Annotated in this window: 19 protein-coding genes; 9 read left to right on the top strand and 10 right to left on the bottom strand. The window is 63.8% G+C overall.

What is annotated here, in order from left to right; all coding sequences use genetic code 11:
* Positions 1–23: 23 nt before the first annotated feature.
* Positions 24–1,010, top strand: a complete 987-nt coding sequence (locus tag DFR52_RS03705; RefSeq protein ID WP_110030539.1) for a GlxA family transcriptional regulator — start codon at positions 24–26, stop codon at positions 1,008–1,010.
* 14 nt (positions 1,011–1,024) lie between these two features.
* On the opposite strand, the gene DFR52_RS03700 is transcribed toward DFR52_RS03705, so the two are convergent.
* Genes DFR52_RS03700 through DFR52_RS03685 form a run of 4 tightly spaced genes read right to left on the bottom strand, consistent with a single transcriptional unit; the run spans position 1,025 to position 5,674 of the window.
* Positions 1,025–1,294, bottom strand: a complete 270-nt coding sequence (locus DFR52_RS03700; protein ID WP_110030538.1) for a hypothetical protein — start codon at positions 1,292–1,294, stop codon at positions 1,025–1,027.
* A 3-nt stretch (positions 1,295–1,297) separates the two neighbouring features.
* Positions 1,298–2,515 carry an aminomethyl transferase family protein gene (locus tag DFR52_RS03695; RefSeq protein WP_110030537.1) on the bottom strand — a complete coding sequence of 406 codons (1,218 nt, stop codon included), beginning with the start codon at positions 2,513–2,515 and terminating at the stop codon, positions 1,298–1,300.
* Positions 2,512–4,065 (bottom strand): phytoene desaturase family protein, encoded by a 1,554-nt coding sequence (locus tag DFR52_RS03690; RefSeq protein WP_110030536.1) that lies wholly within the window; start codon positions 4,063–4,065, stop codon positions 2,512–2,514. Before DFR52_RS03690 ends, DFR52_RS03695 begins: the two co-directional genes overlap by 4 nt.
* Positions 4,055–5,674, bottom strand: coding sequence for a phytoene desaturase family protein (locus DFR52_RS03685; RefSeq protein ID WP_110030535.1), 1,620 nt, complete (start codon positions 5,672–5,674; stop codon positions 4,055–4,057). The genes DFR52_RS03690 and DFR52_RS03685 overlap by 11 nt, the downstream gene beginning before the upstream one ends.
* 154 nt (positions 5,675–5,828) lie before the next feature.
* Between DFR52_RS03685 and DFR52_RS03680 the strand changes: the two genes are divergently transcribed.
* Genes DFR52_RS03680 through DFR52_RS03670 form a run of 3 tightly spaced genes read left to right on the top strand, consistent with a single transcriptional unit; the run spans position 5,829 to position 8,422 of the window.
* The gene (locus DFR52_RS03680; protein WP_110030534.1) at positions 5,829–6,635 is read left to right on the top strand and encodes a class I SAM-dependent methyltransferase; all 807 of its coding nucleotides are present in this window, start codon (positions 5,829–5,831) and stop codon (positions 6,633–6,635) included.
* A 29-nt stretch (positions 6,636–6,664) separates the two neighbouring features.
* Positions 6,665–7,342, top strand: a complete 678-nt coding sequence (locus tag DFR52_RS03675; protein WP_110031112.1) for a TetR family transcriptional regulator C-terminal domain-containing protein — start codon at positions 6,665–6,667, stop codon at positions 7,340–7,342.
* Positions 7,343–7,357: 15 nt separating this feature from the next.
* A complete protein-coding gene (locus DFR52_RS03670) occupies positions 7,358–8,422 on the top strand; it encodes an ABC transporter substrate-binding protein (RefSeq protein WP_110030533.1) in 1,065 nt (354 codons plus the stop codon).
* Positions 8,423–8,521: 99 nt separating this feature from the next.
* Here the strand turns inward: DFR52_RS03670 and DFR52_RS03665 are convergent, their stop codons facing one another.
* The 4 genes from DFR52_RS03665 to DFR52_RS03650 all read right to left on the bottom strand — a co-directional run bounded on the left by DFR52_RS03665 (position 8,522) and on the right by DFR52_RS03650 (position 12,072).
* Positions 8,522–9,109 (bottom strand): chloramphenicol phosphotransferase CPT family protein, encoded by a 588-nt coding sequence (locus DFR52_RS03665; protein WP_110030532.1) that lies wholly within the window; start codon positions 9,107–9,109, stop codon positions 8,522–8,524.
* Between the two features lie 160 nt (positions 9,110–9,269).
* Positions 9,270–10,349, bottom strand: a complete 1,080-nt coding sequence (locus tag DFR52_RS03660) for an ABC transporter ATP-binding protein (RefSeq protein ID WP_110031111.1) — start codon at positions 10,347–10,349, stop codon at positions 9,270–9,272.
* Between the two features lie 11 nt (positions 10,350–10,360).
* Entirely contained in the window at positions 10,361–11,176 is an 816-nt protein-coding gene (locus tag DFR52_RS03655; RefSeq protein WP_110030531.1) for an ABC transporter permease, read from the bottom strand.
* Entirely contained in the window at positions 11,173–12,072 is a 900-nt protein-coding gene (locus DFR52_RS03650) for an ABC transporter permease (protein ID WP_110030530.1), read from the bottom strand. The genes DFR52_RS03655 and DFR52_RS03650 overlap by 4 nt, the downstream gene beginning before the upstream one ends.
* Positions 12,073–12,303: 231 nt before the next feature.
* Between DFR52_RS03650 and DFR52_RS03645 the strand changes: the two genes are divergently transcribed.
* The gene (locus DFR52_RS03645; RefSeq protein ID WP_110030529.1) at positions 12,304–13,728 is read left to right on the top strand and encodes an aminotransferase; all 1,425 of its coding nucleotides are present in this window, start codon (positions 12,304–12,306) and stop codon (positions 13,726–13,728) included.
* 82 nt (positions 13,729–13,810) lie between these two features.
* Here DFR52_RS03645 and DFR52_RS03640 read toward each other — a convergent pair whose 3' ends face one another.
* Positions 13,811–15,016 carry an aromatic ring-hydroxylating oxygenase subunit alpha gene (locus DFR52_RS03640; RefSeq protein WP_245415177.1) on the bottom strand — a complete coding sequence of 402 codons (1,206 nt, stop codon included), beginning with the start codon at positions 15,014–15,016 and terminating at the stop codon, positions 13,811–13,813.
* A 339-nt stretch (positions 15,017–15,355) separates the two neighbouring features.
* Here DFR52_RS03640 and DFR52_RS03635 point away from each other — a divergent pair, with 339 nt between their 5' ends.
* From DFR52_RS03635 to DFR52_RS03620, 4 genes are read left to right on the top strand one after another with little or no spacing between them, the layout of a single operon-like run.
* Positions 15,356–16,471, top strand: coding sequence for a DUF3734 domain-containing protein (locus DFR52_RS03635; protein WP_110030527.1), 1,116 nt, complete (start codon positions 15,356–15,358; stop codon positions 16,469–16,471).
* A gap of 21 nt (positions 16,472–16,492) precedes the next feature.
* Positions 16,493–17,236 carry an acetoacetate decarboxylase gene (locus DFR52_RS03630; protein ID WP_110030526.1) on the top strand — a complete coding sequence of 248 codons (744 nt, stop codon included), beginning with the start codon at positions 16,493–16,495 and terminating at the stop codon, positions 17,234–17,236.
* 5 nt (positions 17,237–17,241) lie between these two features.
* Positions 17,242–17,859: a cytochrome b/b6 domain-containing protein gene (locus DFR52_RS03625; RefSeq protein WP_110030525.1), complete on the top strand. Its 618-nt coding sequence runs from the start codon at positions 17,242–17,244 to the stop codon at positions 17,857–17,859.
* A gap of 5 nt (positions 17,860–17,864) precedes the next feature.
* Complete coding sequence (locus tag DFR52_RS03620) at positions 17,865–18,647, top strand: 3-hydroxybutyrate dehydrogenase (protein ID WP_110030524.1); 783 nt, start codon at positions 17,865–17,867, stop codon at positions 18,645–18,647.
* A 78-nt stretch (positions 18,648–18,725) separates the two neighbouring features.
* Here the strand turns inward: DFR52_RS03620 and DFR52_RS03615 are convergent, their stop codons facing one another.
* Positions 18,726–20,639: a potassium transporter Kup gene (locus DFR52_RS03615; protein ID WP_110030523.1), complete on the bottom strand. Its 1,914-nt coding sequence runs from the start codon at positions 20,637–20,639 to the stop codon at positions 18,726–18,728.
* Positions 20,640–20,763 lie beyond the last annotated feature (124 nt).

The following is a 20,763-nucleotide window of genomic DNA, read 5'->3' as shown; positions in this document are numbered from 1 at the left end:
GTTTTTCGATTTACGCAAGGGGGATGACAGATTACGCAGTACCCATGGAGGACGGATCCCGGCCGCTGAGCGTCGACATCCTGGTCCTGTCGGGATCGTCGCTGATGACGGCCGCCTGCGCGGGCGATCCGCTCAGGGCGGCGAACCGGGTCAGCGGCCGAAAGCTGTTCGACTGGCGCTATGTCTCGCTGGACGGGCGCAACCCGGTCACCACTGCCGGGGGGGAATGGCCGGTGTCGGGACGCTTCGACCCGGGCCTGAAACGCGACGTGCTCGCCATCGTCTCGGGATTTCACACCGCCGAGATGCAGGACCGGCGGGTGATCTCGCGCATCTTCCAGGCCGCCAAGAATGCGCGGTCCACCATCGGGGTGGAATCGGGTGCCTGGATGATGGCGCGCGCCGGCCTGCTCGACGGCCGCAACGCCACCACCCACTGGGAGGATTTCGAGGAGTTCGCCGCGGCGTTTCCGCTCGTCAATCTCAGGCCCGACCGCTACGTCACCGATGGCCGCTATGTCACCACCTCCGGCGCCTCGCCGACCTTCGACATGATGATCGATCTCGTGCGCCGCCATGCCGGCCTGTCGACCGCGCTCGATGTCGCCAGCGTCTTCGTCTACGAGGCGGCGCGCGGCGCCTCCGACGTGCAGTCGGTCATCTCCTTCGGCCCGGGCAACAGCCACGATCCGCGCGTGGTCAAGGCCATCCGCGCCATGGAGATGTGCATCGACGCGCCCGTGACCATCGCGGCGATCGCCAAACGGATATCGCTGTCGGTGCGCGGACTGGAGCAATTGTTCACGCGCGAGGTCGGCAGCACGCCGGGGGCGTATTTCCTTGTCCTGCGGCTGAATGCGGCACGGCGGCTGGTGCTCGACACGTCGCTCAGGATGACCGACATCGCCCTGCGGACAGGGTTTTCATCCGAGGCGGCGTTCTCCCGCGCCTTCAAGCGGGAGTTCGGCGCAGCACCTGCGCATTACCGGGCGCAGCCGCCGAACCGTTGAGCCTCAACGGAAGGTTAGGTCGAATGAGCCGCCCGCCAGGCCTCGATCCGGGCGATCCAATCGGTGCCGATCTGCCAGAGTCTGAGCACGTCGACGGCGTCCTCGGCGTCAAGCCTGGAGGAGATGCGGTAGACCTCCAGCACCTCGGCCGGCATCTCGCCGCGCTGGTAGAAATACATCGCCGCAGCATAGCGGGCGCGGCCGGACCATTCTCCGCCGGGCGGTGTCGCCACCAGATCCATCTGCCGTCGTGTCTCCGCGTCCATTTCCGGATCGGCTGCCATGGCTCAGAAGCGCGCCGGCGGATTGGCCGAGCGCCGCGCCAGCTTGACGAAGGGGCGCTCGACGACGCGGGCGCGCTTCATCATCTTGTGGTATTTGAGCTCGCGAAGCGCGTAGATCTCGACCCAGAGATCGTCGAGGATTTCCGATCCGTAGGGCCGCTCGAGGCTGGCGATGGCGATGTTGCGCTTGGCCGTCGGCGACCAGATGGCCGCCGAGATCAGCCCCACCTCGCGCTTGTTGCCGTGATAGACGATTGCCGCCTCGGCCGGCGTATTGTCGTCGATCTCCAGCCCCACGAGCACGTGCTTCAGCGTCCCGTTCTTGCGGGCGGCGAGAATGGCGCTGCGGCCGTTGAACTGGACCTTGTCGACATCGACCAGCCAGTCGAGGCCGATCTCGTCGGGCATGCGCACCCGGTCGGCGCGCAGGGCCGTCTCGGCAGTGACGAAATCGCCGTTGGCGACGATGAAGCCGGCCTCGATGCGCGCCCGGTTGAGGGCATTGTAGCCGATGGCGTTGAGCCCGTGCAGCCGGCCTGCCTCCCAGAGCCTGTCCCAGAGGCTCAGCGCCGCCGTCGCCGGGACGAACAGCTCGTAGCCGAGATCGCCGGTGAAGCCGGTGCGCGAGATCATCACCTTGCCGCCATCATGGTCGAATTCCGCCAGCTGGAACGGGCGCAGCGCCTCGACGCCATCAAAACCCGCCTTGGACAGCACGGCGAAGCTGGTCGGCCCCTGCAGCGCCAGTCCGGCGATCTCCTGGGTTTCCTCGCGGATCGCGACGTCCATGCCGCGGGCGGTGTCGAGAAGCCAGGGCAGGTGCCTCTCCTGGCAGCAGAGCCGGAAGTCTGCCGCGCCAAGCCGGAACAGTGTGCCGTCGTCGAGCACATGGCCCTCGTCGTCGCACCAGGCGGTGTATTGCACCCGGCCGACCTTCTGCTTGCTCACGTCGCGGACGGTGAGCCGGTTGAGGCATCGCTCGGCATCCGGGCCGGTGATGCGGTATTTGATCATCGGCGAGATGTCGAACAGCGCCGCCGTCGAGCGGATGGCGAAATATTCGAGCTCCTCGTCGAACACCGAATGCGCCACGAGCATGCCTGCCCACCCGTACCAGGACTGGGTCTCGACCAGCGGCGCCAGGCGGGGGTGGAACGGCGTCGGCATCAGCAGCGTGCGAAAATGCTCCTGCTCGGCCTTGCGGATCGGATCGAGGGTCATCGGCTGCCTCCTGCGAGGATGTGGCGGGCGGACAGCAGGCCCGGCAGGCCGGAAATGCCGCCGCCGGGATGCGAACCGGCGCTGGCGAGATACAGGCCTTCGAGCGGTGTCGAATAGCCCGCGGCGGCATGCACCGGACGGTTGAACAGCAACTGGTCGGGCTGCATTTCGCCGTGGCTCCAATGGCCGCCGGGCATGCGGTAGCGGGTCTCGATGTCGGCGGGCGTCAGCAGTTCGGCATGCTCGACGCTTGCACGCAGGCCGGGGGCGTGGCGCTCAAGGCCATCGAGCACGATCTCGAGGAATTTCGGCTTGCCGGATTCCCAGCCTTCGCGCAGGGCATAGGGCGCAAACTGCACCATGGCAGAGAGCGTGCAGCCGGTGTCGGCGAGCTTCGGGTCCGACAGCGAGGGCAGGGTGATCTCCATCACCGGGTCCGGCGAATATTCGCCGTATTTCGATGGGTTGAACGCCGTTTCGACATGGTTCATCGAGCGCGCGATCACCAGCCGGCCCTTGTGGTCGGCCTCCGAAAGGCCCTGGAACTGCGGCACTTTGTCGAGCGCCAGGTTGAGTTTGGCGACGTCGCCGTTCGATCGGATATGGCCGATCGCGCGGGAGAGACCGGTCTGCGTATCGGCGGGATCGACGAGATGGTGGAAGGTCGTGCGCGGATGGATGGCAGAGAGGATGGTCGATGCCATCAGGATTTCGCCATCTTCCAGCTCCACGCCGCCGGCAAGGCCGCGATTGGCGATGATGCGACGAACGGGAGAGGCAGTGCGGATGGTGGCGCCGGCGGCCGTGGCCGCCTCGGCGAAGGCTTGCGCCACGGCACCCATGCCGCCCCGGGGCAGGAACTGGCCGCCGCTGGCACCTAAGGCCTCGCCAGTGAGACGATAATAAAGCCCCATCAGCGATGTCGGCGAACGCGGTCCCAGATGCAGGCCGAGCGTCGCGTCGAAGGCGAGGAGGCCCTTGAGCCGGTCGTCGGTCAGGAACTCGTCGGATATGTCGGCGACATTCATCAGCAACATGCGCAGCACGTCGCGGGCTTCCTCGCGACCCTGGCTCAGCAGCTTCAACCCGGTGGCGGCATGTGCCGCCAGATCCTTGAGGCTGGTGTTGCCGAGCTCGGGCGGCGGCTTCTTCATGAAGCGCCTGAGCAGACCTGCGTGGAAGAGGAGCTTCTTGCGCAGCGCGGCGAAGGCGGCTGCCTCCTCCTTGCCGACACCGTCAATGCTCTCGCCATAGGCGCCGCGCAGCACGATGGCTTCGGATGTCTCCGACAGGATCGCCGTCGGCATGGCGGTGGCCTCAAAGCCCGAGGTGTCAAGGCCGATTGCCTTGACCACGTCCGGATCGAGCCGGTTGATGATATGGGCGAGGCCGCTGGTGCGGAAGCCGGGAGCGAATTCGACCGTGCTTGCGCCGCCGCCGACCGTGTCGGCGGCTTCGAGCAGCAGAACCTTGCGGCCGGCCTTTGCAAGCGTTGCCGCCGCGGTGAGGCCGTTGTGGCCGCCGCCGATGATGATGGCATCAAAGGACATCGTGGGCCTCCCGCATCTGCGCCGGTTTCATCTTCGCGTCGCGCAAAATTTCGGCCGCGGCGTTGCGCCCCGGTGCCCCCATGACGCCGCCGCCGGGATGGGTCGAGGAGCCGCAGATATAGAGCCCGTCGATCGGGCTTCGGTATTGCGCGTAGCCGGGCACAGGACGGTTGAACAGCAGCTGGTCGAAGGTCAGTTCGCCCTGGAAGATGTTGCCTTCGGTGAGGCCGACTTCGGCTTCGAGTTCGCGCGGCGTGCGCACCTCCATGTGGCGGATGCGGTCGCGGAAACCCGGCGAGTAGTCCGAGATCTGGCTCACCACCGTCTCGGCGAATGCGTCGCGGTCGGCGTCGGTCCAGTCGCGGCCCTCCACCTGCGGCGGGCAATATTGCACGAAGCAGCTCATGAAGTGCTTGCCGGGCGGCGCCATGGTCGGGTCGAGCGTGGTGGGGATCATCATGTCGATGAACGGGTCGGCCGACCAACGCCCGGCCTTCCAATCGTCGTAGCCGCGCTCCATGCGCTCGAGATCGTCGGTGAAATGCATGTCGCCGCGCAGGCAGCGGGAATCCTTCGGCAGGGCAGGGAACTCCGGCAGGCTGTCGAGCGCGATGTTGAGCTTGCCCGAGGAGCCGCGCATCTTGAAATGCCTGACCCGGTGGACGAAGCGATCGGGCAGGTCCTTCTCGTCGACGAGCTTGAGGAAGGTGCGCTTGACGTCGGCATTGGAGACCACACGATCGGCATGCACCTCGTCGCCATTGGCGAGCGCCACGCCGATGGCACGTCCGTTGCGGGTGATGACCTTGTCGACCTCGGAACCGGTGAGGATCGTGCCGCCCACCGACTGGAACGAGGCCGCCAGCGCCTTGGTGACGGCACCCATGCCGCCTCTTGCATAGCCCCAGGCGCCGACCGAGCCGTCCACCTCGCCCATGTAGTGGTGCAGCAGCACATAGGCGGTGCCCGGCGATTTCGGGCCCAGCGCGGTGCCGATGATGCCGGAGATCGCCAGCGACGCCTTGATGACCGGGCTTTCGAAATACTCGTCGAGATAGTCCGAGATCGACATGGTCCAGAAGCGCATCATCGCCGCCATGTCGGCAGCCCCCATGTCGCCGAACTTGCGGGCGAGATAGACGAGTTCGGAAATGTCGCGCGGCCTGAAGCTGAACGGATCGGGTGCGGTGCGCATCAACAGCGGCTGGATGAAGCGGCACTGGCGGGTGACGTCGCGCGAATAGCGGTCATAGGCCTCGGCGTCGCGGGGCGAGAAGCGGGCGAACTCGCGCCGGTGCGATTCGTGATCGCGGTAGGTGCCGAGGTAATCGCCATTGCGGGCGAACACCGCGCCGCCGTCATAGGAGATGATCTGCAGGCCGTGTCTGGGCAGTTCCAGGTCGCGCATGATCTCGGGTCGGAACAGCGAACAGACATAGGAGCAGTTGGAATAGAGAAAGCCTTCGGTGAGTTCCCGGCTGGTGGCCGCGCCGCCGACCCAGTCGTTCTTTTCCAGCACCACGACTTTCAGCCCGGCTCGCTGCAGATATCCCGCCGCGACGAGGCCATTGTGGCCGCCGCCGATCATGATCACGTCATATTTTTGCATCTCACGTCCTTCGGTTCTCCGAAAAAATGACATGGAATGCAGCCACTTGTCCATCCATATTGAATGATTGTTCAGCAAGTATGTTGCAATGGGCTGATACTTCTGTAGGATTTTGGCTGTCGCCGCCATGGTGCGGCAATGGAGCGGAGCAGGCATGCAGCCGGCAGAGTCGGGACCAGAACCGGAATATGACGACACGGCGATCCGCTTCCTGGAAGTGCTGTGGGGCGAGGGCTATCTGTCGCCGGGCGGACCGGATGAAGTCGACCGGGTTCTGGCCGGGCTGAACCTCTCCGGACTGGATGTGCTCGACATCGGCTGCGGCACCGGGGGGATCACTCTGCATATCGCCCGCAAGCACCAACCGCGGCACGTCACCGGCTTCGACGTCGAGGTGCCTGTCATCGAGGCGGCGCGGCGGCGGGCGGATGCCGATGGATTGTCCGACCGGGTCGGCTTCGTGCAGTCGGCCCCGGGACCGCTGCCCTTTGCCGACGCTTCGTTGGATCTGGTGTTTTCCAAGGATGCCCTGATCCATGTCGCCGACAAGGAGGCGGTGTTCGCCGACATCTTCCGGGTTCTGCGTCCCGGCGGCATCTTTGCAGCGTCGGACTGGCTTCGCTCAGACGACGGGCCGCTGTCGGCGGAGATGGTATCCTATATCAAGGCGGAAGGGCTGAGCTTCGGTATGGCTTCTCCGGCCCGCTACCAGTCGGCCATGCGGCGGGCAGGATTTGTCGGCGTGACCACGGTCAATCGCAATCTTTGGTACCGCGACGTGGCGCGCGGTGAACTCGAACGGCTCAAGGGGCCGTTGCGCCAGACGGCGGTCGACGCCGTCGGCGAGGCCTATGTGGCCAAGAACATTGCCACATGGACGGCCATGCAGAAAGTGCTAGACAGCGGTGAGCACTGCCCGACGCATCTGCGCGGGCATAAACCGCAGGCGGTGGCGTCATGATCGCCGCGGCCTTTCCCAGGGACGAATTGATGAGCGATACAGCACGACCACGCGCCACGCAGGCCGACGGCAGCCAGAAGGGCCGCAAGGCATCGAAGGAAACCCGCCGCCAGCAGCTGATCGAGGCGACGATCGACAGCCTTGCCAAGCGCGGCTACTCGGAAACCACGCTGGCAGACATCGCCGATGGCGCAGAGATGTCGCGCGGCATCGTCAACTTCCATTTCGAGAGCAAGGAAAAGCTGCTCGTTGCCACGCTGCAATTCATGACCGAGGAATATGCCGGGCATTGGGAGGCGACACTTGAGAAAGCGGGTGTCCGCCCGTCCGACCAGCTGCAAGCGCTGGTGGCGGCCGACTTCGACCGCAAGATCTGCACGCGACGCAAGCTCGCCGCCTGGTGCGCCTTCTGGGGCGAGGCGAAGTCACGCCCGACCTACAAGGCGCTCTGCGGCGCCCAGGACAGAACCTACCAGGTTACCATGCAGTCCATCGTCGAGATCTTGAAGCAGGAAGGCGGCTACAGCTACGATTCGGCCGCACTGACGCTGGCGATGTGCGCCATGCTCGAGGGCCTGTGGTTCCGTCTGATGATGGACGACGGCCTGACCCGCGAAGCGGCGCATCAGAGCGCCGGCAGTTTTCTCGCTTCGGTTTTCCCGAAGCATTTCGCCGAAACGGCGCCCACTCAGGAGCGTCCGACCTAATCAAGGAGAACAGTCATGATGAAACGATCCCATGTCCGATATGCAGCAGCCCTGGCGCTTTTGGCCAGCACAGCGGTGGCCCGCGCCGATGGATTGACGGTGTTCGACTGGGCCGGATACGAGGACCCGGCGTTTCATCCGGCCTATGTCGAGAAACATGGCGGTTCGCCCGACTTCTCCTTCTTCGGCGATGAGGACGAGGCTTTCCAGAAGCTGACTTCGGGCTACAAGGCGGATGTGGCGCATCCGTGTTCGCAATCGGTGACCAAGTGGCGCGACGCAGGCCTGCTGAAGCCGCTCGACACGGCCAAACTCACCAACTGGAACGACACCATGCCGGGGTTCCAGGCCATGAAGGACCTGATGACGTCGGCCGACGGCACCGCCTGGTTCATCCCCTTCGAGTGGGGCAACACGGTGCTCACCTACCGCGCCGACAAGATCAAGCCGGAAGAGGTGACATCGCTCAAGGCCTTTGCCGATCCGAAGTTCAAGGATCGTGTTTCCATCGGTGACAATGTCGATGACGCCTATGCGCTGGCAAGCCTGGTGATGGGGCTCAAGGACTGGTCGGCGATGACCGACGAACAGTTCAAGGCGGCCTCCGCCTTCCTGCGCGAGGTGCACAAGAACGTCCGGATGTACTGGACCGACAACACGGACATCAGCGGCGCCATGGCGAGCGGCGAAGTCGATCTGGCCTGGGCCTGGAACGAGACGGTGACCACGCTCAAGGGCGACAATGTGGATGCCGCCATCAACCGCGACACCAGCGAAGGCCTGTCGACCTGGGTCTGCGGCTATGTTGCGCTCAAGTCAGGCACCGGCGACGAAGCCAAGATGTATGACTATCTCAACGCGGTGACCGATCCGGCGGTTTCGCCATACCTGGTGGATTCCTGGGGCTACGGCCACGGCAACGGCAAGGGCATGGCCTCGGTGGCGCCAGATGTGCTGGCGGCGGCCGGCTATGACAATCTGGACAAGTTCACCGCCAACACCCTGTTCCAGTCACCGGTTCCGGTCGAATTGAAGCAGAAGATGATCGCCGAATTCGAGAAGATCAAGGCCGGCTACTAAGCGGCCGTACGTGGCGGCAGAACATAATTCTGTCGGACAACGAAAGGGCGCCTGGCGGGGCGCCCTTTTTTTGCTGAGAGGCCGTCCGAGAATTCGCCCTCAGGCAGCCGACAAGAGGCCAAAGGCTTGCAGGATGCGCGTTGCATTCTCCTCCGGGGTGGCAGCATCGATTTCCAGATCGTAAGTTCTGCCGACATGAACACGCTCGAACTGCCATCGGGCAAGGCCAATCTCTCTGTCGCCGCGCATTCTTTCGCGCTCCTCGAGAATGGACAGAGGAGCAAATATACCAACTATTTTTACGTTGTAGCCCGACAACAGCTTGCGATACTCCGCCTCGATACCGCGCCCGATCATGACTTCATCGACGATGAGGTGATTGCCTTGGGCAGCCATGGCAGCAACGGCATGACGCATGCCTGCCAGTGTTCGCTTCAGTACATGGCCTACGCGAAGGGCAATGGCGGGCTCTCGTCCGCCTACATTTTCGGAAACGAGGCCGTCGGGGTGGCCGAACAGATGCTCCGGCATCATTTCTACAAAGGTGTCCATCGATACATGGAGCATGGGCACGCGAGCAATTGCCTGCATGGCGCGTGCCGTTGAACTTTTGCCGACGCTGCCTGCCCCGTTGAGTATGATTACGTGAGAGAGCCCGGGAGGATTTTCGTCGTGTCCGCCTATCATGGACGGAAGCTAACGCAGCAGATGTTCATTGTCACGGATGGTCGGGTTGCAAATAGCGCTTCCATTCAGGCCTCGGATGCCTTTTTTTGAATCATCGTCGACCCAATCGATCAACTTAATCTCGAAAGCTCCGAGGTTTTCTGCTGCATGGAGGGTGGGTTCAGCGAAGGTCGGACATCAGCACCAGGGCATCCGGATCGTAGGCAAGGCGGATTTCGGCTCCGACCAGCAGGCCGTCGGCGCCGAAATTGTTGGTCTCGACAATGGACAGCGGCGCATCGAGGCCTTCGACCCTGACCGCGAGGCTGGTGGTCTCTCCGAAGTAGGCGCGGCTGGCCACCGTGCCGGTGATCTCGTGCTCGGCGCGCTCGTCGTCCCAGAGGACGCGCAGCCGTTCGGGGCGGATGCCGACGGTGGCGCGGCCGCCGGCCGCCGCAAACCCGGCAGGCTTGGCCAGCGTCAACCGGCCGAAGCGCTCGGTTTCGACGGTGAGACGTTCGCCAGTCTCGTCGAGAATGCGGCTGTCGAGGAAATTCATTCCGCCGAGAAAATCTGCGACCTGCCGGGTGACCGGGTGCTGGTAGAGCTGCATCGGCGTGTCCATCTGCGCGATGCGGCCGTTGAACATGACGGCGACCCGGTCAGACAGCGCCAGCGCCTCGTACTGGTCATGGGTGACGAGCACGAAGGTGATTCCGACCTGCTGCTGGAGGGCGCGCAGTTCGGCCTGCATCTCCTCGCGCAGCTTCTTGTCGAGCGCCGAGAGCGGCTCGTCCAGCAGCAGCACCTTGGGGCGCATGACCAGGGCGCGGGCGAGCGCCACCCGCTGGCGCTGACCTCCGGAGAGCTCATTGGCCCTGCGGCGGCCGAGATCGGGCAGTTGCACCATGTCCAGCGCCTCCTGCACCAGCCGTGCCTCCTCGGCGCGGCTGAGCCTGAGCCGCTTGAGGCCGTAGCCGACATTTTCCGCGACATCGAGATGCGGAAAGATGGCGTAGTTCTGGAACACCATGTTGGTCGGACGCTGATTGGCCTTCAGCCCCGTGCTAGCCTTGCCGTCAATGGCGATGGTTCCGGCGGTCGGGGCATTGAAGCCGGCGATGAGCCTGAGCAGCGTGGTCTTGCCGCAGCCGGAGGGGCCGAGCAGCGAGAAGAATTCGCCTTCCCGGATGGTCAGCGACACATCGTCGAGCGCCAGGAACTCGCCATAGGCCTTCGACAGGCCCTCGATCCGGATCATCGGCTCATCGGTCATGACTTGGATTCCCTGGCTTGGAGGCGGCGTTCGGCATTGCGGCGGAACAGTTCGGCGGCGGAGAGCAGAAGCACCGAGGCGACCATCATGATCGATCCCAGTGCCAGAACCTCGGGCAGCTTGGCGGCGAAGCGCAACTGGCCCCAGATATAGACCGGCAGGGTCGGCGACGTGCCGGAGAGGAAGAAGGCGAGGATGAACTCGTCAAGCGAGACGGTGAAGCTGACCAGCAGGCTGGCGAGAATTGCCGGCGCGACCACCGGAAGCGTCACCCTGCGGAACGTGCCGAAGGCGGTCTCGCCAAGATCCAGCGATGCCTCCTCGAGGCTGCGGTCGAAGCCATCGAAACCCGCCATCAGCACCGACATCGAATAGGGCAGGCAGAAGACGATCTGGCCGAGAACGATGGTCAGGAGTGACAGCTGCAGACCCAGTTGCAGCACCACGATGAGCAGCGAGACGGCGACGATGATCTCGGGCAGGAACAGCGGCGCCATGATCAGCCCGGTGGCCGGGCGCTGGCCGCGGAAGCGGTAGCGGGTGACCGCGCGGGCGGCGCAGATGGCAAGCAGCGTGGTGATGATCGAGACCGTGAGCCCGACGACGAGACTGTTCCAGGCGGCCCCCAGCATGACGTCATTGCCGGCGAGCGCGGTGTACCATCGGGTTGTGAAGCCCGTGAGGGGGAAGCTGGCGGTGGCCGCGTCGTTGAAGGAGAACAGCGGCAAGAGCAGGATGGGGAAATACAGGAACACCATGAACAGCGTCAGATAGACCGGCAGCCAGCGGACTCGGGAGAGGATGGCCGTCATCGCACCGACCTGACAAGCGCGCGGAAGCCGAGCACGATCATGCCGGCTGCGGCGGAGACCAGCACCATGGTGGTGACCGACAGCGCCGCACCGAGCGGCCAGTTGGCGGCGCGGCCGAAATTGACCTGGATGGCGGTGGCGATCATCACCCCGTCCTTGCCGCCGACGAGCTTCGGCGTGACATAGTCGCCGACCGTCGGAATCATGACGATGAGGAAGGCCGAGATCACGCCAGGGAGTGACAACGGCAGCACCACCCGGATCAGACTCTGCAGCGCGGTGTCACCGAGATCGCGGCCGGCCTCGATCAGCGAGCGGTCTATCTTTTCCAGCGACACATAGATCGGCAGGATGGCGAAGGCCACCCAGCTGTGCACCAGGGTGATCACCACGGCATTGGAATTGTAGAGCAGCGAGGTGATCGGTTCGTGGATCAGCCCGGAAGCCATCAGGCCGGTGTTCAGCACGCCCTCATAGCCGAGGATCACCTTCCAGGACAGAACCCGGAGCAGGTAGCTGGTGAGAAATGGGATCGTGACCAGGAACAGCCAGAGGTTCTTGTTCCGGCCGCCATGGAAGGAGATGTACCAGGCGATCGGATAGGCCATCAGCACGGTCGTGACGCTGACCACCAGCGAGATCGACAGCGAGCGCAGGAAGAGGTCGCGATAGATCGGCTGGAACAGCGCCTCCTGGTAGTTCTTCAGCGTGAAGGTGCGGTCGATCGTCAGGTAATCCTGGGACCAGAAGCTGTAGAGAATGACGATCATCACCGGCAGCAGCAACAGCGCTATTGCATAGAGGAGAGTGGGGGAGATGAGCGCCAGTCCGCGGGCCTCGTCGCTCTCGCGCCAGCGCCGGGACTGCGCCGCCGGGACCGTGGCGCCGGCCGTCATGGCCGGGCACCCGTCGAATCGGCCCAAGTCTGAAGATGCGGCATGCGCAAAGGCGGTGCTCCGTCGGCAATGAGGCATCAGCGTTGTCCAATGATGACAACAGTTTGACGATCAAATCAAGCGAAACTTCCAGATTTTGATTGAACGGATATTCAATACGGATATATTTAGATATGAAAAAACATCGGGTTGTTTCGAGACCCGATCCAGAAAAACACACGGAGATACGGCATGACAGCCCATTCGCCCAAGCCGGCCGACCACCAGACTTCCGCCAGACCGAAGCTTGACGCAGCGCGCGTCGATCGGCAACGGCCGCTGGTGCAGCCATGGCCGCAGGCCGGCAGCATCGGCACCACGCTCCTCGGCCCGATCGGCTCCGGCGACGGCATCTACGTCACCGACGAGGCGGGCCGCAAGCTGATGGACGGGCCGGCGGGCATGTGGTGCGTCAATGTCGGTCACCGCCGCGCCGAACTCGCCGACGCGATGCGCGACCAGGCGATGGCACTGTCCTACAGTTCGCCCTGGTACACCACCAGTGCGCCGTCGCTGCAGCTGGCGGAACGGCTGGCGGCGCACGCGCCCGGCGATCTCGATCATGTCTTTTTCACCACCGGCGGCTCGTCGGCAGTGGAAACGGCCCTGCGCTTCATGCAGTTTTCCAACAATGTCCGGGGCCGGCCGGAGAAGAAGATCATCGTCTCGCGCCAGGGCGCCTATCACGGCTCGACCTACCTGTCGGCGTCTCTCAACGGACGGCCACGCGACCTCAACTGGATGGACAGTCTGTCCGACAAGGTGGTGATGCTGTCGTGCCCCAATCCGTTCCAGCGTCCCTCCGGCATGGACGAGGCGCAGTTCGCCGATTTCCTGGTCGATGAGTTCCGCCAGGTGATCGAGCGGGTCGGCGCCGAGAACATCGGCGCCCATGTGGCCGAGCCGATCATGGCCTCGGGCGGCGTCATCGTGCCGCCGGCCGGCTATGTCAAACGCATGTTCGAGCTCTGCCGCGCCAACGACATTCTCTACATCGCCGACGAGGTGGTGACAGCCTTCGGACGGCTCGGTCATGTGTTCGCCTCGAAGGACGTCTTCGGCATCGAGCCGGACATGATCACCTTCGCCAAAGGGGTTACCTCGGGCTATTTTCCGCTCGGCGGTGTGATGATCTCGGCGCGTCTGCTGGAGGAACTCCGCCGCTCCAACCATCCCGAGGCGATGTTTGCCCACGGGCTGACCTATTCCAGTCATCCGATCGGCTGCGCGGTGGCATTGAAGAATCTCGACATTCTGGAGGACGGTCTGCTGGAGCATGCACGGGCGATTTCGCCCTATTTCCAGAAGAGCCTGAAGACGCTGGAGGAACTGCCGCTGGTCGGCGAAGTGCGCGGCATGGGTCTGATGGCCTGCGTCGACTGCGTCGCCGACAAGGTCAACCGCAATCCGCTGGCGCTCGATGTTGAAGTCGGCAAGCGCATCGACGCGCATTGCCAGGAGCGGGGCCTTCTGGTGCGGCCGCTGATCAACATGTGCGTGATCTCGCCGCCGCTGATTATCACCGAACCGGAAATCGACCGCATGACGGAAATCCTCTCCGCCAGCATCAGGCAGACGATGGACGATCTCACGCGCGACGGGCTGTGGAACGGCTGAGGGTCCGCCTCGATCATCAAACAGAAAGGCCGGGAGTGATCCCGGCCTTTTCTTGGATTGCCTCGGAGCCGGGTGGTCCGGCTCAGCCGCGCTCGGCGAGCATCCGCGCATTGGTGGTGGCGATATTGCCTTCGCCGGGGCTGTCGGCGAGGGTGATGACCGGCAGCAGCGCGCGCAGATGGTCGTGGTGGCTGCGCACCCCGTATTCGAGGTCCGAGAGGTAGAAACCCGAGAAGGCGTCCGAGCGCATCGCCTCGTTCGACCAGACGGTGAGCTGGACGTCCTCGGCCTGGGTCTCGCGATCGATGCGGGCGGCCAGATAGCGCGCGGCCTTCGCCCGCCGGGTCTCGTCGCGGTAGCGGTAGATGCCGCCGCGCAACAGCGACTTCGACACCGAGATCGGGAATTCCTGATAGAACTGGACGCATTCCGGGGTCACGCCGATGACGACATTCGGAAAGATGCCGAAATAGGCCCAGGCCTTGCGGTGGCTTTCGGGGAGGCGGGCATTTTCCTCGGCGATGCCGACATAATTGCGCACGCTCCAGCGCCGCGCGCGCCTGGAGTTCCAGGTGGCGAAGGATCGCGACAGGCCGTTGACGAAAGGCTCGTCGTAATAGGTCTGGCCGTAGAGATCCTGCAGCGCAGGGTGGGCCATGGCGACGTGGTAGCCCTCGTTGTCGACGTCGCGCACCGACTTCCAGTTGACGTCTGAGATCTGCGACCAGATGCCATCTTCCGTCGGCACCATGTCCGCGATGCCGTAGTGGCCGAGTTCGTCGGCAAACGGCGCCATCAGGGACGCCACGTCGGGCTGCGGGCCCGGCCGGAAGCGAATGAAGACCAGGCCGTTCCAGATCTCGCTCTCGATGCGCTTGAGCGCGAATTCGTCCTTGTCGAGCGGCGGAAAGCTCTTCGGCCGGGCAGGGCCGCGCAAGGTGCCGTCGAGATTGTAGACCCAGCCGTGGAACGGACAGACCAGCGCGTTCCTGCAGGTTCCGGTCTCGTCGGCGACGAGGCGCGAGCCGCGATGCCGGCAGATGTTGTGGAAGGCGTTCACCACGCCGTCCTGGTCGCGCAGGATCAGTGCCCGCTCGCCCATGACGTCGAGCGCCAGGTAATTGCCCGGCTCGGGCACATCGGAGACGTGGCAGGCGATCTGCCAGTGGCTGCGGAAGACAAGTGTCTTTTCCAGCAGCAGCAATTCCTCGCTGTGATAGCACCAGCCCGGAAGACCCCGGCGATCCCACTGTTCCGGAACGGAGGTATTTCGAGCAATTGCGGTCACATCGCTTGTCCTTGTTTGCTGAACATTCATTCAATAAGAACACAATTTTCGCATTTTTGGAAGGGTGCGGGAGCGCGGAACAGGATTAATTCCGGCCGGCGCCGGAGGGACTTGGCGGATTTCAAACATTGCGGCCAAGGCCGGAGAGTGGCCGACACAGCGGGCGCGCGACGAGGCACCGGCGCAGACTCCCAAATTGCCGCACCCCTTCTTCGCACCTGCAATATGCGCATGTCATAACTATATGCATGACTGGGGCGAGGTTGAAGCAAATCGGTGGCCGCAGGTCTTGTGGCCCGGGCCGACGCCCGCAAGGCCGACACCGGAAAGGCAGTCTGAATGGCGCGCAACGACCAAAAAGAGCTCAACACGCTTGTGCTTCAAGGCGGTGGAGCGCTCGGTTCCTTCCAGGCCGGCGCCTACGAGGTGTTGAGCGGCCGTGGCTACGAACCGGAGTGGCTCGCGGGCATTTCCATCGGCGCCATCAATGCCGGCATCATCGCCGGCAACGAACCGGCCAACAGGCTCAGGCGATTGCGTGGCTTCTGGGAAGAGATCACCAACGATGTTCTCGGCCATCCGCTCTTCGGCGATGTCCGTTCGCGCACGGCGTTCAACGAGATCTCGGCCAATCTCTCGCTGGTCAACGGCGTGTCCGGGTTCTTTCGTCCCTGGTGGCCTTTCGCCTGGCCGGGGACGGGTCCGGCCGCGCGAGGGGTCAGCTTCTACGACACCTCGCCGCTGCTCAAGACGCTGACGGACATCATCGATTTCGATTATCTCAACGAGCGCGGCCCACGGCTCAGCCTCGGGGCGGTCAACATAAAGACCGGCAACTTCGCCTATTTCGATTCCACCACGACCCGCTTAGGGCCGGAGCACATCATGGCCAGCGGCGCGCTGCCCCCGGGTTTCCCGCCGGTCGAGATCGACGGCCACTGGTACTGGGACGGTGGCCTCGTTTCCAACACGCCGCTGCAGCACGTGCTGGAAAATTCCGGCGAGAGGCCCTTGTGCATCTTCCAGATCGACCTGTTCAGCGCCCGCGGGGCGCTGCCCGAGAGCCTGATCGAAGTGGCGCAGCGCGAGAAGGACATCCGATACTCCAGCCGGACGCGACTGACCACCGACCGGTTCCTGCAGCTCCACGACATCAGCGCCGCCGCGCAGCGGCTGCAGGAGAAGTTGCCGGATGAATTCAAGGACGACCCCGATCTCAAGCGCCTGCTCGAGATCGACGCAAAATGCGCTGTGACCCTCGTGCACCTCATCCACCGGATGGCGGAATATGAAGGCAGCGCCAAGGATTACGAATTTTCCCGGCTGTCGATGAACGACCACTGGAATGCCGGCAAGGCCGACGTGGTGAAGACGCTGGGTCACACGGCGTGGAAAAACCGCACGATCTCGGCCGACAGCCTGCAGATCTTCGACCTCAACAAGGGAGACGACTGACCGTCGCCCAAGGATCTTCCGATGAACATCTCCGACGTCAAGAAATCCGCCTTCGCCATGCCGCTGACCAATCCGTCCTTTCCAGTCGGCCCCTACCGGTTCATCAACCGCGAATATCTGGTCATCACCTATGAAACCGACATGGATGCGCTCAGGGCCGTGGTGCCCGAGCCGCTGCAGGTCACCGAGCCGATCGTCAAATACGAGTTCATCCGGATGCCCGATTCCACCGGTTTCGGCGATTACACCGAATCCGGGCAGGTAATTCCCGTCAGCTTCAACGGCCAGAAGGGCGGATATGTCCATTCGATGTATCTCAACGACGATGCCCCGATCGCCGGCGGCCGCGAGATCTGGGGCTTCCCGAAGAAACTCGCCGATCCGGCGCTCAGGGTGGAAAAGGACACGCTGGTCGGCACGCTAGATGTCGGTTCCGTTCGGGTCGCCACCGGCACGATGGGATACAAGCACAGGGCGCTGGATCTGGCGGCGGTAAAAGCCCGCCTGGAAACGCCCTCGTTCCTGCTCAAGATCATTCCGCACGTGGATTGCACGCCGCGCATCTGCGAACTGGTGCGCTACCATCTCATCGACCTGACGGTGAAGGGCGCCTGGGAAGGTCCGGCCGGATTGCAACTGGGCGATCACGCGCTGGCGCCGGTGGCGGAATTGCCGGTGAAAAAAGTGATTTCCGCGGTACACCTGGTTGCCGACCTCACACTGGGGCTCGGCGAGGTGATTCACGACTATCTCGCGGAAGGCTGACAGCAATGGCAACTCAATCCATCTCTCCCAAACACACGCTGGCGACACGCCTCGCGCATGCGTCGCTGGCGACGGCGATCATCCTGCAACTGGCGAGCAGCCAGTTCATGCGGCATCCAAGAGGAGCGACGCCCGGCGACTGGCTGTTCAGCGTGCATGAATATGTCGGCCTGTTCGCGCTGCTGGCGGCGTTCGGCTTCTGGCTGGCGATGGCCGCACGCCGCCGGGGCATAAGTGCCGGTCTGTTGTTCCCGTGGCTTTCCGGCAGCCGCATCGGCGCGGTCTGGACCGACATCAAGATCCATCTTCGGTCGCTGATGAAGCTCCGGCTGCCGCCGTATGAGGATGACGCGCCGCTCGCCTCCGCCGTGCATGGCCTCGGCCTGCTGCTGATGACATTCATGGCGCTGACGGGGACGATCTACTTCATTGGCGAACTGAACGACGCCACGCAGAGCGCATTCGTCCGTCTCGACAAGGAAGCCCACGAACTGTTCGCAAATCTGGTCTGGGCCTATCTGATCGGCCATGCCGCGCTCGCCGTTCTGCATCATTACCTCTCCAACCTCAGCCTCGGCGAAATGTGGTCATTGCGCCGCGGCCAAAATCAAGAAAGTGAGTGATAGTCATGAGTCTTAACGGAAAAGTCTGCCTGATCACGGGTGCCGCAAGCGGCATCGGCTACGGCATCGCGACACGCTTCATCGCCGACGGCGGCAGGGTGGTGATCGCCGACCTGAAGCTTGACGTGGCGCAGGAGGCCGCCGACACGCTGAGCAAGCAGGGTCCCGGCACGGCCATGGCGGTGGCGATGGATGTGTCCGACGAGGACCAGGTCAATGCCGGCGTCGCCGCGGTCGTGGAGAAATGGGGCACTGTCGACGTGCTGGTCTCCAACGCCGGGATCCAGATCGTCCACCCGGTCGAGGACTTTCCCTTCGCTCAATGGAAGAAACTGCTCGCCATCCATCTCGACGGCGCGTTCCTGACGTCGAAAGCCTGCCTGCCGCACATGTACAAGCAGGGCAGCGGCTCGATCATCTTCATGGGATCGGTGCATTCGAAGGAAGCCTCGAAGCTCAAATCGGCCTATGTGACCGCCAAGCACGGGCTGCTGGGGTTCGCGCGGGTGCTGTCGAAGGAAGGCGCCGCCCATGGCGTTCGCGCCAATGTGATCTGCCCCGGCTTCGTCAAGACGCCGCTGGTGGAAAAGCAGATCCCCGAACAGGCCAGGACGCTCGGCATCTCCGAACAGGAAGTGATCGAGACCGTGATGCTCGGCGAGACGGTGGACAAGGAGTTCACCACCATCGAGGACGTGGCGGCGGTGGCCCATCTTTTCGCCGATTTCCCCACCAATGCGCTCACCGGCCAGTCGCTGGTGGTCAGCCATGGCTGGTACATGAACTGACCGGATTCGGGATCACCGTGGATGGACCGGGTCCCCGATGTCACGGTCGGGGCCGCCGCCGCCATCCGGTCAGGCGCTTCAGATGATGAACTGGGCGCCGATCTCCACGACACGGCTGGTGGGGAGCGCGAAGTAGCTTGAGGCATCGGTGGCGCTGCGTGCCATGGCGATGAAGATGCGGTCCTGCCACATGGGCAGGCCCGAGTGCCGGCTCGGCACCAGCGAGCGGCGCGACAGGAAGAACGATGTGGTCATGACGTCGAACGCCAGGCCCTTCTTCCGGCACTGGGCGAGCGCCATCGGGACGTTGGGCGTCTCCATGAAACCGTAGCGAAGGGTGACAAGGGTGAACAGGTCAGACAGTTCGCTGATCTCGGCGCGGTCGGCGCGTGTCACCCTGGGCTGCGGCATGGTGACGACTGTCAGGATGATGTTCTTCTCGTGCAGCACCTTGTAGTGCTTGAGGCTGTGCAGGAGCGCGGTAGGCGCGCTGTCGGGATCGCCAGTCAGGAAGACCGCGGTGCCGGGCACGATGTGCGGCGGGTTGCCGGCGAGGGAGCGCAGCAATGCCGGCAACGGCATTTCCGCCCGCCGCGTCTTCTGGAACAGATAGGCGCTGCCGCGGGTCCAGGTCCACATCAGCACGAGCACGGTACCCGCGATCAGGATCGACACCCAGCCGCCATCCAGGAACTTGAGCGAATTGGCCGCGAGGAAGGTGATGTCGATGATCAGGAACGGCACGGCCGCCGCCAGCACCGCCAGCGGCGACCATTTCCACAGTTTGCGCATGACGATCAGCAGCAGGATCGTGGTGACCAGCATTTCGCCGGAGACGGAAATGCCATAGGCGGAGGCAATCGCTTCCGAGGAGCCGAATCCCACCACCAGCAGCAGCACACAGATGAGCAGGATGGTGTTGATCTGCGCAAGATAGATCTGGCCCGATTGCGACGACGAGGTGTGGACTATGCCCATGCGCGGCAGGAAATGCAGTTGGATGGCCTGACGGGTGAGTGAGAACGCGCCCGAGATCACTGCCTGGCTGGCAATCACGGTGGCCACCGTCGCCAGCAGCACAAGCGGCAGATGGGCCCAGTCCGGAGCCATCTGGAAAAACGGCTGGTCGACGGGCGCGTTTGCAGCAATGAGATAGGCGCCCTGGCCGAAATAGTTAAGCAGGAGGCATGGGAACACCAGGCCGAACCAGGCATAGAGGATCGGTCGGCGGCCGAAATGGCCGAGATCCACATACAGCGCTTCGGCACCGGTCACGGCGAGAAAGGCGGCGCCGATGACCACCGAGGCAACACCGATATTCTCGATGATGAAGCGGATGGCCTCCAGCGGATTGATGGCGCGGAGAATGGAGGGGGCGTCGATGATGTGCACCGCGCCGCTGGCGCCAAGCACGAGGAACCAGAGCAGCGTGATCGGGCCGAAGATGCGCGACACGCTTCCCGTGCCGAAGCGCTGGACGGCAAACAGCATGATCAGGATCACCACGGCGATGGGAACGGTGAAGTGGGCGACCTGAGGTGCCGCAACCTGCAGGCCCTCCACGGCGGAGAGCACCGAAATGGCGGGCGTGATCACCGCGTCACCCAGGAAGAGAGAGGCGCCGATCATGCCCAGCGCCGCCACGACCGTGGCATGGCGGCCCGCCACGGATTTGGCCACCGACATGATGGCCAGCGTGCCGCCTTCGCCCTTGTTGTCGGCGCGCAGCACGAAGATGGCGTATTTGACAGTGACGATCAGCGTCAGCGCCCAGAAGATGATCGACAGCGCCCCGGTGATCTCCTGGTCCATCGGCACGCCGGGACCCGCAGACGCACGCACCGCCTCGCGGAGCGCATAGAGAGGGCTGGTGCCGATGTCGCCGTAGACAACCCCCAGAGCGCCGAGCGCCAGCGCCGAATTGCGCTTGAGGCCGGGTGGATTGCCATCTGTTGGGAGTTCGGAGGCGGCAGACATACTTCCGACGGACATGCATGGCCCTTCCGTGTCGCTGATGTCAAAGACCTAGGGCGATTGGACGGGAATTGGAACCGGCATGACACGGAAATCTTTCGAGCGGCCCGCAGCAGTCCATCGGAGCCGGCAGCCCGACCTG

This window comes from Hoeflea marina, from assembly GCF_003182275.1.
In the GTDB taxonomy this organism is placed as follows: Bacteria; Pseudomonadota; Alphaproteobacteria; order Rhizobiales; family Rhizobiaceae; genus Hoeflea; species Hoeflea marina.
Note: the sequence above shows the minus strand (reverse complement) of the source record. Positions and strands in the feature narration are given on the sequence as shown.